The sequence below is a fragment of the Lacisediminihabitans sp. H27-G8 genome (genome assembly GCF_046156175.1).
GTDB lineage: Bacteria > Actinomycetota > Actinomycetes > Actinomycetales > Microbacteriaceae > Lacisediminihabitans.
The window spans coordinates 31,757-45,733 of the sequence record NZ_JAYLVL010000008.1; the positions used below are offsets into that span (position 1 = coordinate 31,757).

General features: G+C 58.3%; 17 protein-coding genes. 7 read left to right on the forward strand and 10 right to left on the reverse strand.

The features are described from left to right. Nucleotides 1–20: 20 nt before the first annotated feature. Nucleotides 21–311, reverse strand: coding sequence for an antibiotic biosynthesis monooxygenase family protein (locus VLI63_RS17295; protein WP_409158093.1), 291 nt, complete (start codon nt 309–311; stop codon nt 21–23). Between the two features lie 223 nt (nt 312–534). On the opposite strand from VLI63_RS17295, the gene VLI63_RS17300 reads away from it, so the two are divergent. Continuing rightward, nucleotides 535–948: a DUF1003 domain-containing protein gene (locus VLI63_RS17300; protein ID WP_409158094.1), complete on the forward strand. Its 414-nt coding sequence runs from the start codon at nt 535–537 to the stop codon at nt 946–948. Between the two features lie 753 nt (nt 949–1,701). Here the strand turns inward: VLI63_RS17300 and VLI63_RS17305 are convergent. Continuing rightward, nucleotides 1,702–2,352 carry a TetR/AcrR family transcriptional regulator gene (locus tag VLI63_RS17305; RefSeq protein ID WP_409158095.1) on the reverse strand — a complete coding sequence of 217 codons (651 nt, stop codon included), beginning with the start codon at nt 2,350–2,352 and terminating at the stop codon, nt 1,702–1,704. Between the two features lie 90 nt (nt 2,353–2,442). Here VLI63_RS17305 and VLI63_RS17310 point away from each other — a divergent pair, with 90 nt between their 5' ends. The 3 genes from VLI63_RS17310 (at nt 2,443) to VLI63_RS17320 (ending at nt 5,158) form a co-directional block, all read left to right on the forward strand. Next, entirely contained in the window at nt 2,443–2,751 is a 309-nt protein-coding gene (locus VLI63_RS17310; protein WP_409158096.1) for a hypothetical protein, read from the forward strand. A gap of 488 nt (nt 2,752–3,239) precedes the next feature. Next, the gene (locus VLI63_RS17315) at nt 3,240–4,190 is read left to right on the forward strand and encodes an SDR family oxidoreductase (RefSeq protein ID WP_409158097.1); all 951 of its coding nucleotides are present in this window, start codon (nt 3,240–3,242) and stop codon (nt 4,188–4,190) included. Nucleotides 4,191–4,387: 197 nt separating this feature from the next. Beyond that, nucleotides 4,388–5,158, forward strand: coding sequence for a MerR family transcriptional regulator (locus VLI63_RS17320; protein ID WP_409158098.1), 771 nt, complete (start codon nt 4,388–4,390; stop codon nt 5,156–5,158). Nucleotides 5,159–5,517: 359 nt separating this feature from the next. Here the strand turns inward: VLI63_RS17320 and VLI63_RS17325 are convergent, their stop codons facing one another. After that, nucleotides 5,518–6,072 (reverse strand): phosphoribosyltransferase family protein, encoded by a 555-nt coding sequence (locus VLI63_RS17325; RefSeq protein ID WP_409158099.1) that lies wholly within the window; start codon nt 6,070–6,072, stop codon nt 5,518–5,520. 190 nt (nt 6,073–6,262) lie between these two features. Between VLI63_RS17325 and VLI63_RS17330 the strand changes: the two genes are divergently transcribed. After that, nucleotides 6,263–6,910, forward strand: a complete 648-nt coding sequence (locus VLI63_RS17330) for a hypothetical protein (RefSeq protein ID WP_409158100.1) — start codon at nt 6,263–6,265, stop codon at nt 6,908–6,910. Nucleotides 6,911–7,068: 158 nt separating this feature from the next. Here the strand turns inward: VLI63_RS17330 and VLI63_RS17335 are convergent, their stop codons facing one another. The 3 genes from VLI63_RS17335 to VLI63_RS17345 all read right to left on the reverse strand — a co-directional run bounded on the left by VLI63_RS17335 (nt 7,069) and on the right by VLI63_RS17345 (nt 8,857). Beyond that, entirely contained in the window at nt 7,069–8,070 is a 1,002-nt protein-coding gene (locus tag VLI63_RS17335) for a hypothetical protein (protein WP_409158101.1), read from the reverse strand. Nucleotides 8,071–8,273: 203 nt separating this feature from the next. After that, on the reverse strand, nt 8,274–8,618 hold the full coding sequence (locus tag VLI63_RS17340; protein WP_409158102.1) for a type II toxin-antitoxin system PemK/MazF family toxin: 345 nt from the start codon (nt 8,616–8,618) through the stop codon (nt 8,274–8,276). Beyond that, nucleotides 8,612–8,857, reverse strand: a complete 246-nt coding sequence (locus tag VLI63_RS17345; RefSeq protein ID WP_409158103.1) for a CopG family transcriptional regulator — start codon at nt 8,855–8,857, stop codon at nt 8,612–8,614. Before VLI63_RS17345 ends, VLI63_RS17340 begins: the two co-directional genes overlap by 7 nt. A gap of 135 nt (nt 8,858–8,992) precedes the next feature. Here VLI63_RS17345 and VLI63_RS17350 point away from each other — a divergent pair, with 135 nt between their 5' ends. Together VLI63_RS17350 and VLI63_RS17355 are read left to right on the forward strand one after the other, a co-directional pair. Next, a complete protein-coding gene (locus VLI63_RS17350) occupies nt 8,993–9,220 on the forward strand; it encodes a DUF2283 domain-containing protein (protein ID WP_354576176.1) in 228 nt (75 codons plus the stop codon). A 45-nt stretch (nt 9,221–9,265) separates the two neighbouring features. Then, nucleotides 9,266–9,772: a hypothetical protein gene (locus VLI63_RS17355; protein ID WP_409158104.1), complete on the forward strand. Its 507-nt coding sequence runs from the start codon at nt 9,266–9,268 to the stop codon at nt 9,770–9,772. A 392-nt stretch (nt 9,773–10,164) separates the two neighbouring features. On the opposite strand, the gene VLI63_RS17360 is transcribed toward VLI63_RS17355, so the two are convergent. From VLI63_RS17360 to VLI63_RS17375, 4 genes are all read right to left on the reverse strand, one after another. Then, nucleotides 10,165–10,935, reverse strand: coding sequence for a peptidase M56 family protein (locus tag VLI63_RS17360; RefSeq protein WP_409158105.1), 771 nt, complete (start codon nt 10,933–10,935; stop codon nt 10,165–10,167). Next, nucleotides 10,932–11,489, reverse strand: coding sequence for an RNA polymerase sigma factor (locus VLI63_RS17365; protein ID WP_409158106.1), 558 nt, complete (start codon nt 11,487–11,489; stop codon nt 10,932–10,934). Before VLI63_RS17365 ends, VLI63_RS17360 begins: the two co-directional genes overlap by 4 nt. Nucleotides 11,490–11,730: 241 nt before the next feature. Further along, a complete protein-coding gene (locus VLI63_RS17370; protein ID WP_409158107.1) occupies nt 11,731–12,312 on the reverse strand; it encodes a recombinase family protein in 582 nt (193 codons plus the stop codon). 552 nt (nt 12,313–12,864) lie between these two features. After that, nucleotides 12,865–13,314 carry a hypothetical protein gene (locus VLI63_RS17375; RefSeq protein WP_409158108.1) on the reverse strand — a complete coding sequence of 150 codons (450 nt, stop codon included), beginning with the start codon at nt 13,312–13,314 and terminating at the stop codon, nt 12,865–12,867. Nucleotides 13,315–13,977: the final 663 nt, after the last annotated feature.

Consider the following 13,977-nt stretch of genomic DNA (forward strand, 5'->3'; position numbering starts at 1 on the left):
CGTATCGCTGGAGGTTCCGGTTACGGGACGGATCGGTAGTGTTCGACCAAGGGGAATGGCTCATAGAAATGGTGCAACAGAGCACGCCACGCCTGGTATTGCTCCGATTGCCTGAATCCGATCGTGTGGTCTTCTAACGTCTCCCACTCGACGAGCAACAGGTATGTGCTTGGCGATTCGATCGAACGCGACAGCGACAGTCCCCGGCACCCAGGCATTGAGGTGATGATCGCTCGTGCTTCGGTAAAAGCGATCTCGAACTCGTCTTCCCTGCCGGGCATCACGGGCAACAGTGCATGTTCGGTAATCACGTGAACAGTGTCCCATTCGCGGTTCCGCTTACGGGCCGCCGATCCTGGCGAAAAGTGTTCCAGAGCGGGCTCTCGCGATGGCGGGAAATACCGACCGGTGAGCGTCCGGCTTGCGGGCACCCTTCGAAGTCGACAACCACTTTCACTACTGTCTCAGAGATCGCGTTGAGAGGCCGTCCGTTGATCATCCTTCCGGTGGGGCTGTTGTCGGTTAGTTTGAACCATGACTGATGAAAACAAGACATGGCACCAGAAGCACAAGGACTCGCTAACCAAAGGCCAACGGGCCGCCGACCTGATGCGGAACGGGATGGGAAGTTGGCCCTTCGTCGGAGGTTTCATCGGCTTCATGATCGTCTGGGCTGCTATCAATACTTTGGTTCTGGCATCGAAGGCGTGGGATCCTTACCCCTACATTTTGCTCAACCTGTTCCTCTCGATGCTGGCCGGGCTGCAGGGTGCCATTTTGCTTATCGCCGCGAAACGGCAGGATGCCATCGCCGGTGTGATGGCGCAGCATGATTACGAAACGAATCTGAGGGCCGAGAAAGAAATTCAGGCACTCATGACGATCAACCGGCGACAGCTTGAGATCCTTGCCGAGCTGAAGGCTATGGGAGCCACCCCGCAGACTTGACTGGCAATACGGAATATCGAGGCGAATGAGATCCGCCGGAGTGGCCCCGACTCGATCCACAGCAACGGTTAACCGAACTCCAGGGCAGGTCCGCAAGTCACCCAAATCGTCAGCTGGCCCATTTCGTATTAAAACGACTTGTCACGCTGCGTATAACGGTTCACGATGAGCTATGGCCCTGATCACTGCGCGTAGTTCTTCATCCAGCCGACACCCGCATGACTGGGGACGCTCTGTCGCCATCGCCCTCGAGAGCTTAGTGGCGCAGTCGCAGGGCGCTCAGACCGATCTGGAAACTTCAGAATTGTTCGCCGCCAACCTGACATTACGCATCGAACCCCTAGCGAACGGTGCCACAATCACCCTCGTCTGGGACCGCCCGGAGAAACAACTTCCCTAGCCAACGCAACGAAACAGAAGAGGTAAAGGCGGGAACACCACGTCACCTTTTCCCACCTGTTCATAATCCTCTGACCGAGACCAGTTCGTGAGACTCCGATCGTACGCGCGGCAAAATCGCGAGGTCGCGGTTGCAGCGTCCGTGCAGGTTCCCTTACGGGCACCCATAAAAGTCTCGTTGGGTCTGCTGCTTGAGCTCGCCTACTCACCTGATCGACGAGGCGCGCTACACCTCCACGGCTCAGATCAGGTTCAGTCCTGATGAGCGGTGGCGTTTAGCGGCGAGTGATCGAAGGGAAGACGCGCGAACCGCGATTCTCGGGGCCGTCCTCCTCCGCGCGCGTTCATGTTCGGCTAAGGCGCAAGAAGGGTGCGAATCCAGATCTCAGCCAAATAGTCGCCGAACTGCTGTGCTGTCCAGCCGCGGCCCTGTTCAAGCTGCAGGTAGTGCTCGAAACCGGCTGTTGCCCAGATGAAGTCGGCGATGAACTGGTCAGTGAGTTCTGTGCGAACGCCCCCTTTGCTCCGCAGGTCTGTAGCGAGCAGCAGCATGTTGGATGCTCGTCTCGACGAGATCTCGTTGGCAAGCGCCGAGCAGTCTGGGTCGGTGCGCGCAGCATCCCGTAGCGCGGCGAAGAGCGGAGCGGTGCGGGGACTTATCGCCACGATCGCCTGGGCATAGATCCGCAGCGCGATTGCCGGGTCGGTCGCGGCCCGGAATTGCTGGACGTACTCGCGGTCTTCGGCCGACACCGCTGAAGGGGTGCCCGAGATTGATGACTCCGCAACCTCACGTAGCAGCACGCTTTTGCGACCCACGGCGGCGTAAAGCGTGTCAACAGAGACCCCTGCTGCCTCCGCCACGTCGGTGACGGTGGTGGCGGCATAGCCGCGTGTGGTGAAGAGCAGCCAGGCAGCATCCAATATCTGCTGACGGGTTGCCGCCGCATGCCCTGCCCGCAGCGGTGAGCTGTATGTGCGCGGGCTCTTGACACTGTCGGGCATGGGGTTCACAGTAGTGCCTATTCATCCGAACGCAATTCGGATGAATCAAAACACCGATATCACCGAATCCAAACACAGGGAGCTAGCGACATGGTTTACGCATTTACTCAGGATGTTCCACTTGACGAGGCCGGTTACCGCCGCGTCATGTCGACCCTCGGATCGGTCCCGCTCGAGGGGCTACTTCTGCACCTCTGCGTGCGCCGCGAAGACGGCGGATTGCGCTACATCGACCTGTGGGAGTCTGAGGAGGCCTGTACTTACGCGTTCGACAACCGCATTCATGACGCGGTCGATGCCGCCTTCGGCGGTGCTCGCCCCGGAACCGAGCCCACGGTGAATCACCTCGACATCATCGATGCGACCGGCCCGCTCGCCAGCGGGATCGCGCTCGGCTGATGCATTCGCGCGAATGGGCAGTGCTCGGGGCAGCGTGGCTGGCGTCTGCGTTGCTCAGCGGATGAGCGGACCGCGCGCAAAGCCTCCAGCATGTCAGAGCGTGGGAACCGTTAGGCGCCCGGCCACGATGTCCTCGTCCGCCATTGGATCATTCCCGTATGAGGTTCCGTTTACGGTGCATCCTTTCGACATTTCCCCAGGCCCGATGGACATTTTCATGTTCGGTCGCTCTGCGTCGCGGATGAGGACGGGGGGGTATTTGGAGGGATGAGAAACGGATATGCGCTCCAACGAATCCGCTTCTGGATACTCGGAGCTATTCACGCGTCTTAGGGATCCTCGTCTAGAGAGGTGATCGCGGATTTTTGAATATGGGTTTGACTCGGACGCTACGTCAGCCTCTAGTTTCGGGTTTTGAGGGAAACACGGTGAGGATGCCGACTCTTCTCTCGTGTCCTGTGTGTAGGAGTGATCGTTTAGGAGATCCTGTGACCAAGTTACTTTCCGATATTTCTGTTCCCGACCTCTCTGGTCGTCTTGCCGTCGTGACGGGCGCGAACAGCGGCTTGGGGTTGGGGCTCACTCGCCGTCTCGCTGCGGCTGGTGCTGAGGTGATTCTCGCGGTGCGCAATCGGGCGAAGGGCGAGGACGCTATCGCTGAGATTCTCGCAGAAACACCTTCCGCGAGGCTCAGCATTCGCTCTCTCGATCTCGCCTCGCTGAGTAGTGTTGCGGGGCTGTCGGAAGCCCTCATTGCCGAAGGGCGCCCTGTCGACATATTGGTCAACAATGCGGGAATCATGCATACGCCCTCCCGGCAACTCACCACGGATGGATTCGAAGTCCAGTTCGCCAGTAACTATCTTGGGCACTTCGCGCTTACCGCGGGCGTGTTGCCGCTGCTGAGGGCTTCAGGCGCACCGCGTGTGGTCTCGTATTCGAGCGGACTGGCGCGCCGGGGCCAGCTGCTGTGGGACGACCTTCAGGGAGCCCGACGATATTCGCCGGCTGCGGCGTATGCGCAGTCGAAACTCGCGATGCTGATGTTCGCCCGCGAACTTCAGCGCCAGAGCGATGCGAACAGGTGGGGAATCCTGAGCACTGCCGCCCGCCCCGGGATTGTCGCCACCAATCTGCAGATCACCGGTCCGCGGCAAGACGGGGATACATCCAGCACTCGCCTGGTCGACTCAACACGAGGCTGGAAGTGGATGTGGCAACAGGTCCCTCAGGGCGTTCTGCCTGCGCTGTTCGGAGCCACCAGTCCGGATGCACTGCCAGGTTCGTATTATGGCCCCGACGGATTCCTCGGGTTTACTGGAGCCCCGAAAGTGACGGCTCCGCCGCGACGGGCACTCAACGAGGCGGATTCCGCGCGACTATGGAGGGTCTCTGAGCAACTTACGAACGCGGCCTTCCCCACGCAACCGACACGGTAACCCTCGGACAGGGCGGGCCCCTGCCCCTGCCAGATGGTAGCTGGATTTGCCTCACGGTCACTGAATCCCCTTTGATTACTCGGATCGGCGTGAACAGTTATGCGAAAAAGTGAACGAGAAAATTCTGCGTACTTTTCTCATGTCGACTTGACGTGGACGTAACGTCACCCCTTACCGTCTATCTCGAAGGAGACAGCATGAGCACTGGAAGCGACTGGAGTATCCAGGAAATCGCTCGCCTCGCAGGAACCACACGTCGAACGCTGCGCCACTACGACGCGATTGGGCTGGTTGCGCCGCGCCGGATCGGCGACAACGGGTACCGCTACTACGACGCCGAAGCGTTGGTGCGACTACAACGAGTACTGCTGTTGCGTGAACTCGGCCTCGGGCTCGCCGCCATCGGCGACGTGCTGGCCGGACAACGCGACGATATCGCGGCGCTGCGTTCGCACCTGGAGTGGCTGTCTCAAGAACAAGAGCGACTCGGCCGGCAGAAGGTCAGCATCGAGCGCACCATCAAGGAACTGGAAAGAGGAAATACCCCAATGGCAGAGAAAATGTTCGACGGCTTCGATCACACCACCTACAAGGAGGAGGTTGAGCAGCTGTGGGGAGCGGACGCCTATGCGCAAAGCGACGCCTGGTACGAGTCCCTGTCGCAAGATCAGAAAGATGACTTCGTCATCGCGGCAGCTGAACTCGGCGCCGACTGGACCGCCGCCTGCAAAAGCGCCGTCCCGGTCGACTCCAACGAGGCCCAGGAACTGGCTCAGCGGCACTACGACTGGCTGGGAAGTATCCCCGGCACACCGCGGACGCTGGACGGAAACCCGACGAAGGAATACTTCACATGGATAGGCGCTACTTACGTCACTGACGAGCGCCTGGCGAAAAACTATGGTGGGAAAAAGGGAGCGACCTTCGTGCGTGATTCGATGGCCATCTACGCCGAGCGGAATCTCTAAACGAACCACACCGTGGGTAGTCTCGGACTTCGCAGGACTGTGACGAAGGCGATTTCCAGGTATTCATCGTCGGAATAGCGACCTACTTCGCCGTTAAAATCGGTCGCCAGCGTCGCGCGGCGGCGCTCGAGTCAACGGTTCTTCGAACCGTCAAATGACGCCCCTAAAACTTTGCCCCGATCGTGACCCGAGGCACTGGTTTAAATTGCGGTAGACCCGGCGAAGGGACTGTGATCTCCGAAAGTGCCGCACTAGAGGTTCCCCTTACGGGCCGCCGATCCGGGCGAAAAGTGTTCCAGGGCGGGCTCTCGCGAGGGCGGGAAATGCCCCCCGGTGATGGTCCGGCTTACGGGTCGTGGCTAGTCTCTGAGTGCTCGAAGGTTGAGCAGACCGCGAAGATTGAGGGTTCGACGAACGGAATGTTCAGAAAGTGCATCAACGATTACTGCGGACCCGATAAGCGTCGCGCCGGCCTGTTCGACTAACGATTTCAGGGCGAGCAACTGACCGCCAGTATCGGCCCAATCGTCGACGAGAAGCACACGGTCAGACGGTGACAGGAGCACATTCCGAAAGCTCAGTTTCATGTTTCGACCTTGGTAGTCGAGAGGCGTTACGGCAGTAAGCCAGGGGTCAGAGTCAGCGAGCATCCCGCGCTCTTTCTCTGCGCCCACGAATCCTGCACCAACGCTCGCCGCTGCCAGAGCACCGTACAGATAACCACTGCTCTGTGGTCCGACGACAACGGTCGGGGTTTCTAATTCGAATAGTCCGGCCAGCTTGCTACCGATTTGGGCCAAGATCAACGGATTGTGTGCCCACCGAGTTCTATCTGCACCAGAGGAACGCGTTCCCTCGTCGCTGACCCAGCGGAATTCACCGACAAGTCGTTGGATGAACTCATCGCTCTTCATTCAGTAACCATAGCCAGACCCTCATAGACTCCGTCGGAGGTTCCTTCGTGACATGATTCTGGAGCTCTCGGCGACTTGGTCAATGGACTCTCGACCTCTCGCGTTGAACCTCCCGGTTGCGAACTGTCAGCCCCGTCACAATTGTGCCCGGCGAGCTGGGCCCAGATATCTCGGCCACCGCTAGGTTGTGATGATGAGTTGGAACCCTCGCGCATATCTTCTTATGGCCGAGTACACAGTAGGCGACCGTGTCCTCTGGCAACGACTGGGGAGAACGGATGACGACAACAGCGAAGTTGTTCAGCTCCTGTCCCCGGGCCTTCGAAATGATCTGAAGAACTGGAACCTAGTCTTCGAGATGATCAGTGCTACCGGGTTCGAGTTTCCGAACGACGAGGTAGAACTTCAGCATCGAATTGATGCCTTTCTTCTCTCGTCTCGTGTGCAGCGAGAGCTGGGCTCGAACACCGAGATCTGGTGTGCCGCTGGCACGGGTGACAATTTCTTCGGTACCGGTGGTCGACACCCGATGCCACGCGGCTGGAATCCGCGAATCCTGGTCCGAACGGTTGAGACAGGAACTGATTTGTTCGACTGGGCTCCTCGGGCGAAGTCTCGTGTTACTGCTGAACAAGTACACCTGCGTCCATCGACGGCCAAGAAGCTTTCGGAATGGCGGAGCCAAATGCTTCACGCGACGATGCCGGAAGAGATCGGCGGGCTCGCGCACTTGGAGGCCCGCGCGGTCGGGCTTGAGGTAACGGCCATGGTGCAACAAGACATTGGAATCGGATCAAACGCATTGTTTTTCGGGGGCGGAAATCCCAAAGCGATCTGATCCAGGACCAATGAGGGTTTAGCGTCCTCATCTGTGACGCTGACCCTTCCGCTTACGGGCGGCCGATCCTGACGAAAAGAGGTCTTGAGCGTCCTCTCGCGCCGCCGAGAAATACCGCCCGTTGATCGTCCGGCTTGCGGACATTCGATGTACGGTCGTCAGCCTGCTGGTCCATCGAGTTGTCGGTCGAGGTCAGCGAGGTGGTCGCGAGCATATCGTCGGGCTCGTTGGATGCGGACGGTCTGGAGGGGTAAAAGAATGGCGAGCGTCGCGAGTAGGAGGGTCACAATCACGACGATGAAATCGCCCGCTTTCCCGGTTGCCAGTGCGTTGATCTGCTGTAGAAGGATCCCGACGTAGAGAAGCACAATATAGGCGAGTTGGAATGACATGGTGACCGAGATCACTGCCGCGAATCTCGCCGCAGCTACCAGATCCTTCTCGTCAAGGTCGAGGGGTTTTCGTTTGATGACAACGCGAGCAACCCGGCGGAGGCGTGATGGATCTCGGTCTGTCACATCACGAAGTCGACGGTTCCAACCGATTGTTGAGAACACGGAAACACCGCCGGCGAAGATGCAGGCGAAGGAAAGAGCAAAGAGAAGTGTTTGGAGAACGTTCAGTGTATGTGGGGTCAACGCGTTCAGGGTTGTTAGGGCGACCATCGCTAGAACAAGGACGCCGATGAATGTGATCGCTATTGCCAGGATCCTTTTTCTGATCTGAGCCTTTTCGATGGCTACCCAGTCGGAGGTCGCGGCGGGGTGTGCGAGGTCATATCGGTAGAACGCGGGCCCGATGAGCAGAGCCGCGACAGTGAGGACAATTCCGACGCCGATGAACACAACGGGGATGAGAGGGCCAGTCGACGTAAGCACTGCGAAAGCAACGATGATGATAGCTGCGAGCACTTCCAAGCCGAGGACTATGAGGAGTAAGCGGCGGTAGTACCGTGCGGAGTCGGTCGAACTGGTGACATCCCAATAAGCCCGAAACGACCCCAGTATTATCGGGCCATAGATGAAGATGCTCATCGCCAGGACCGCGGCTAGGATCCACAAAGAGTTCTTCTGGCTCGTATTCACCACCAGAAGAACGACCCCTCCCATCAAGAGGGCGGTCGCGACGATGATAGATGAAACGAACGCCAAGATGCGCATGTGCGGGCTTTCGGGTAGCCGATGATGGGAGCTCATCTTCACACGAACACCGGGCGCATGGATAGCATGCCTGGGTTTTCCCAACCAGTCACGCGTGGGCCCACGCCCACACGGGAGGACCCCGCATCGAGCACGTCAACCAAACACTCAGCATTCGGGTCGAGCTGCGAAATAGCGCGTAGCCGGTTCCCCTTGTGATTGTCTTACAGGCTGAGAACTCGGCGCAATCCGCGGTCGACGTCGTCGAGAAGTCGGCTGGGGACCTGTCCAACTTGCTCGCTCAGGTCGGACTTGTTAAGCGTGACCAGAGCCGTGACGTTCACCACAGAATCGCGAGGCAGGCCCGTGACGGCAGTTGGTAAGAATACGTTTCCAGGCATGGTCGCCAATGCAGTATTCGACGTCACCACCGCAACCAAGACCGTGGACAGTCGAGACTCGTTGTACGAGTCGGACTGGATGACCAGGACGGGCCTTCGGTTCGCCGGTCGGCTACCAACAGGTTGGCCAAGGTCTGCCCAGTAAACCCCGCCTCGCTCGATCACCACTCGTCTGTACCGTGTGCCAGTACGCGGCGCCCGGCTTCGACGGCCCAGTCGTTGGATTCGTCGTCACCGATCCCGGCGAGTGCTGCGTCGATCTGTTTCGTGACGGAGGTGGCATCCAGCTCATCCAGATAGCTTCCTGCCGCGCGGGCAAAGAACTCTGAACGACTCATGCCGAGGTCATTAGCGCGGCGTGAGGCCCGTTCGAATATGTCATCTGGAAGCGAAATCGCGGTCTTCATAGTCAAAGTATAACCGGGTATGACCGAATGAGTGCGTTGAAGGTTCCGCATCCGGACACAGCTCTGATGTGAGGGGAACGCGGGTTGGTGTGATCCGTATGTACCTCTAGTGCGACCCATTGGTAGCCTTCGCGAATGGATTTCACCTTTGACGCTAATAACGATTCGGCGTATATCTCCTTCCTCACAAAGGAGAGTCGATGGAGTCGGGCCGTACGATCCGAAACCCTCCTTGATACCAACGTGCGTGAAGATATAGTCCTGGACTTCGATGATGATGGTCACTTGATCGGGCTGGAGTTCCTCACTGCTCGCCGAAACCTGAGACCCGAAGTTCTCAAACAGGCACGGCAACAAGGTTGAGCCGACACGAACTTGTCCCAGATACCTCGGAGCAGGAGCGGACCCGTGGTGATAAAGCGCCCTAGCATCGGTGACGTTTTCACGATCCCGACAGGAGATGGTCGGTTCGGCGTCGGCCAAGTCGTCGCGACCTACGGGAAGGACGCCTACTTTTTCGCTGTCTTCGGACCCTTACTGTCCGCCGCCGACTTGCCAAACCGGCTTATCGAGGCCTTGGCCGGTCCCGTAGAATTCCTCGCCTTATCCTTGGACGCCAAGATCCACGCAGGCCATTGGAAGGTGGTGGACTGGATTCCCGTTCGTGACGATCTACCGCTTCCCGCGTTTAAAGAGGCGGTGGCGTCGGCCGACCATTTCGATGTGGTGAATTACTCGGGCTCTCAGCGACGGCGAGCAAACAAGGATGAGGTTGCCCGACTGCCCAACCGAAAGATCGTCGGACCCGCGCGATTGGAGCGAGCGCTCCGGGCCAGCGCGGGTATTGAGCCCTGGCTAGATGCGTTTGTCGAACTCAGGCCACGTGGGCTGACCTCCAGGGAGGCCTTCCGCTGACGCGCTTCCCAATTCGCCGTCGAGTGGGCTGACTCACCGCCTATTCGTAAAGATCGGTCTCCACGGATCGGAATGATACGAAGGTGGGCGGTACGCAAAACAGATCGAGCAAGTTCTTGCGCTTCACGCGTCGCCAACATCTGCTCTGGCCAAATTCGGTGACGATGGATTGCGGCTCTCAAATCAAGCGAAACGAATTTCTCACCAGCAAGTCCCGGGAAGCGAGTGACTCGGTAAATCGCTGAGATGGCCTTCAACTCTACGGTCACAGCGCCACTTGACGTTCCACTTACGGGCCGCTTCGCCCAAGACAGAGATTTTGACAGAAGTCGATTCCGCGGCGGTCTACGTCGATTCTCGACACTCGCATTCGCATTCGCGAGCATCAGGTCTCACCCGTTGATGACGAACTCACCTACTTTGGTTTTGCCGTCACTCTTGTAGACCGGCACGGTGAACGTCTTGCCTTCACGCTGTTTCTGCCACGCGAGTGCTTCCTCGGGTGATTTGAACTTTGTCGCTTGAGCACTGCCGTCTGCTTCGGCGAGTTCTCCCGCGTAAACGTACCCGGGCTCGTTGTTAGTTGCGACCACTGAGATGAGATCGGGTTGACCGTGCTCGTTCATTGCACCGTAGGTGTCTCCGTTCTTGTTCACGGCCCATTCAGTGACCCGTTCGCTGACCCAGGTCGCTTCAATTCGCCACCGGTTACCGGGCTCGGTAGATATCTTCGTGGAATGCTGTCCGGGTTTGATGAGGAGGCTGTAAGTGGCGATGCCCTTCAGTCCCGCCGCTTCATCAGCACCGCATCCCATGCTGGCTCCGTCGGCAAAGGTGAACGTGCCCGCGGTGAGGCAGGTCAGGGATACGAAGATGTTGGTTGCACCATTCGGCGCGCGTCCGAGCTCGACGGTGGCCGTCCCGGTATGGGTTTCGATAACGGTGGTGGCAAGGTCAGTGGCTTGAGTTCCGCCGGGGATCGGCAGGATTCCCGAGGCGAAAGCACCACCACCGATAAGAACCGTGGCACCGACGAAGATGCCGGCGCCGAGGCGGATGTGGGTGCGCCAAAACGGTGGACGGTAATTCACCCCTGACGCCCGGGATTCTAATTCTCCGCGCAGCGCCGAGGAGAACAACGGATCAAACTCAACCTCGTTCATGGCAGCTCCTTCACGATTTGGGGAAATTGTTCTCGAAGTTTGTTCTTTGCCCGGTGCAAGCGTGTACGAGCCGCACCGGGTGAGAGGCCGAGTAGTTGAGCCGCATCGGTGATCGTGTAGCCCTCAAGGGAGACCAGCACAATCAAAGCGGCATCCCTCTGCCCTAGTGACCTAAGCTCCAGAATCAAAGTGTCATCAACATCCCGGTCCTCTACGTAAGCCATTGCGCGTTGGGCGTAGTCACGCGAATCAGTGGTTCTGGGAAAAGCGTCAAGTAGCGCGCGATACCGCCGAGTGCCTCGACTGACATTGCGTGCGACATTGCTCGCCGTCACCAACAGCCAGGGAAGAACGGAATCGTTGACCAGGATGATGCTGGTACGCCGCCGCCAGAGTTCGAGAAAGGATGTCGCGGTGACCTCCTCCGCGTCTTGCGGGTTCTCCACCAGGCGCAAGCAGTGGCGGAAGACACGATCACGATGTTGATCAAAGAGGGATGCGAACGCGCGTCCGTCGTTGGCGCGGGCGCGCGTCCATAGCTCGACCTCGTTCACGATGCGTGTCCCCATACTCTGTAATGTCCGGCACTGGTGCAAACGTTACAGCGGGCTGAGATTTCATCGACACCAGCCCGGTTCCGTCAAATAAGCGCCACCCTGAAGACCACACATTCGCGCATGGCGGATCTTCCCTTGTGACATGGCTCGACGTTTGAAAAGGCTGCTATGGCCCCCTGGTGTCGGTTGTCCCGTTGCTGAGTTGTTTGGCTCGGCAACGGGAGCCGGCCGGTATGTTTCAGCGGTCGACCGACTGTCGTTGGACGGTGCGGTAGACGGTGGAGCGGGCGACGTTGAACAGTTCAGCAAGCTCGCTTGTGGAATGGGTGCCCGCCCGGTGCACTTCCATCAGATGGCGTTGCTGAGCTGTCGATAGCTTCGGTTGCTTGCCGCGGAGGTGGCCTTTCGCTTTTGCCACTTGCATCCCTTCGCGTGTTCGGGCGCGGATGAGGTCGGATTCGAATTCGGCCACCATCGCGAGGACGTTGAACAGCAGTCGTCCGACCGGGTCGGTCGGATCGTGGACGGATCCTCCGATGCTGAGCTTGACGCCCTTGAGGGTGAGTTCGTCGATGATGTCTTTCGCATCCCGAAGCGAACGAGCCAGTCGGTCGAGTTTGGCAACGACAAGGGTGTCGCCGTTTCGGCAGGCGGCGAGGGCTTCTCGGAGGCCGGGGCGTGCTCGGTTGGTGCCGGTGAGACCATGGTCGGTGTAGATCAGGTTCGGTCTGACGCCGAGAGCTTCCAGGGCGTTTTGTTGGGCGGTGAGATCTTGCTCGTTTGTGGACACGCGTGCGTATCCGATCAGAAATTCATTCATGGTTCGAACGGTGCACTTCGCCCGGTCGAGGGGTCAAGAACAATCCCGCAAGCGGCCCCCACCCGGGCACCCTTCCTAAGCTGCAGGACCCGACAATTGGCTGCTCCTGGAGGACATAAATTCCCGTCCGATAACCGTCCGGCTTGCGGACGTCAGAGCGAGCTGAGATCGCTGGCCATCATAGGTTGCGCTGGTCGAGTTCGAGGCCGTCATGAAAACGTCAGTCGCCCCGGATGCCTGTCCAGAGACTGCCACCTGTCAGTGCAGCAGCTCCCACCTCGGCAACAAGAAGTCTCAGTGTGAGGCCGGCGGGGTGCGCTCATTGCTTGCACCCGTACGAAACTGCAAAAATTACGGTGCCGTCCTGTTGACGCGCGGCACCTTTTAGGTCAGATGAAGTCAGCGTGATCGGTATCGACACGGGACTGCTGTCGGTTTGATTGACTCTGTGACGTGCCCCACCGTGCTGGCGTAATGGGGACCCTGGATTTGACGTCGTTTTCGGCTTGGCGCGCCGCGCTTGAGGGTCGCTTCAGGTCAGAACCACCATGATCATTTCGAAATCCTATTTGGATCGTCCTCTAACATGCATGCTGCTTGCACTGAACTGAAAGTCAGTCCTTCACGCACCATCCACCGTTCAAATGTCGGGATCCGCTTCAATTTTGGAACCGATGAAGGATTCAAGCCAAGGCGCTTCAGGTCAATGACGATCGCTTTGCCAACCTTCCGCAATCGCTTTGCTGCAAAATACTCGAGGACCCCGAGAAGAATAAATCCCATCGCGAGTATTAGATATGAGATCGCAATATTGCTCTTTATCTCAAGTACCCCCGCAAGTGCGAATGGGAGTGTTAGAAGGAACCTCAGGCTCTCCGCATCTTTTCCCTCAGCGAGGGCTTGAGAGTATTTCGAGCCGATGACAGGCGCCCATTGAGCAACCAGCCGGGCCTCCACCCGAGGCTGAGTCGACTTCCCAGTTGTCCTACTCGGCTCAGCCATTATCCAATCCGATCAGCTGCGAATCGTGAACGTTCGCCCCATTTGAAGTCCCTAGTCCGACTTCCACAGTAGATACCACCCGGGCGCTCCCTTTCTCAAAACGTGACTTGCTGGTCTCCAAATTTAGTTGGAAGCGTTGAAACTCATAGTTCATAGTTCATAGTTCATGCAAAACAGGACTGCCTCGGGCACGGAGTAGGGCGCCAGTTGTTGATGGTTGATCCGGCGATAAAGAGTGGGAATACGTCCGCAAAACTTAGGAGTATTCGTCCGATGAAGAATACGAGCCCCTTTGCTGCCAGCAATAGAGCGAGAACTTGCCCTCCGTAATCGGAGGCGACGCTTGCCAACTCCTGGGCAGAAAACCTGTCTGATTTGAGCACTGTCCACACAGCTAGGGAGGCGCCCGCCACTGCAGCGGCTGTGCCGAATGACGCTCGCAAGTTCCTCTGTTTTTGCCGAGTTGTGAGAGACCGTGAACCGCAAGCTAGCGCGACGCCCTTTCCTACTGCTTTACCGCCGCAGAAATAAATGCCAGGTGAATAGCCCTGGGTTTCGTTCCTAGGTGTTCTCTTGGGAAGCGGTCGCTTTCAAGAGTGATTCGGTTTCAGCGTAATACTCGGTTTCGGCTTCGATCGGGGTCCGGTAATCGAGCTCGGAGTG

What these genes read in the sequence shown, in the direction of transcription:
- VLI63_RS17300 (WP_409158094.1), top strand. Translation starts at nt 535, where the DNA reads ATGACTGATGAAAACAAGACATGGCACCAGAAGCACAAGGACTCGCTA.
- VLI63_RS17305 (WP_409158095.1), bottom strand. Translation starts at nt 2,352, where the DNA reads ATGCCCGACAGTGTCAAGAGCCCGCGCACATACAGCTCACCGCTGCGG.
- VLI63_RS17310 (WP_409158096.1), top strand. Translation starts at nt 2,443, where the DNA reads ATGGTTTACGCATTTACTCAGGATGTTCCACTTGACGAGGCCGGTTAC.
- VLI63_RS17320 (WP_409158098.1), top strand. Translation starts at nt 4,388, where the DNA reads ATGAGCACTGGAAGCGACTGGAGTATCCAGGAAATCGCTCGCCTCGCA.
- VLI63_RS17325 (WP_409158099.1), bottom strand. Translation starts at nt 6,072, where the DNA reads ATGAAGAGCGATGAGTTCATCCAACGACTTGTCGGTGAATTCCGCTGG.
- VLI63_RS17330 (WP_409158100.1), top strand. Translation starts at nt 6,263, where the DNA reads ATGATGAGTTGGAACCCTCGCGCATATCTTCTTATGGCCGAGTACACA.
- VLI63_RS17335 (WP_409158101.1), bottom strand. Translation starts at nt 8,070, where the DNA reads ATGCGCATCTTGGCGTTCGTTTCATCTATCATCGTCGCGACCGCCCTC.
- VLI63_RS17345 (WP_409158103.1), bottom strand. Translation starts at nt 8,857, where the DNA reads ATGAAGACCGCGATTTCGCTTCCAGATGACATATTCGAACGGGCCTCA.
- VLI63_RS17350 (WP_354576176.1), top strand. Translation starts at nt 8,993, where the DNA reads ATGGATTTCACCTTTGACGCTAATAACGATTCGGCGTATATCTCCTTC.
- VLI63_RS17360 (WP_409158105.1), bottom strand. Translation starts at nt 10,935, where the DNA reads ATGAACGAGGTTGAGTTTGATCCGTTGTTCTCCTCGGCGCTGCGCGGA.
- VLI63_RS17370 (WP_409158107.1), bottom strand. Translation starts at nt 12,312, where the DNA reads ATGAATGAATTTCTGATCGGATACGCACGCGTGTCCACAAACGAGCAA.
- VLI63_RS17375 (WP_409158108.1), bottom strand. Translation starts at nt 13,314, where the DNA reads ATGGCTGAGCCGAGTAGGACAACTGGGAAGTCGACTCAGCCTCGGGTG.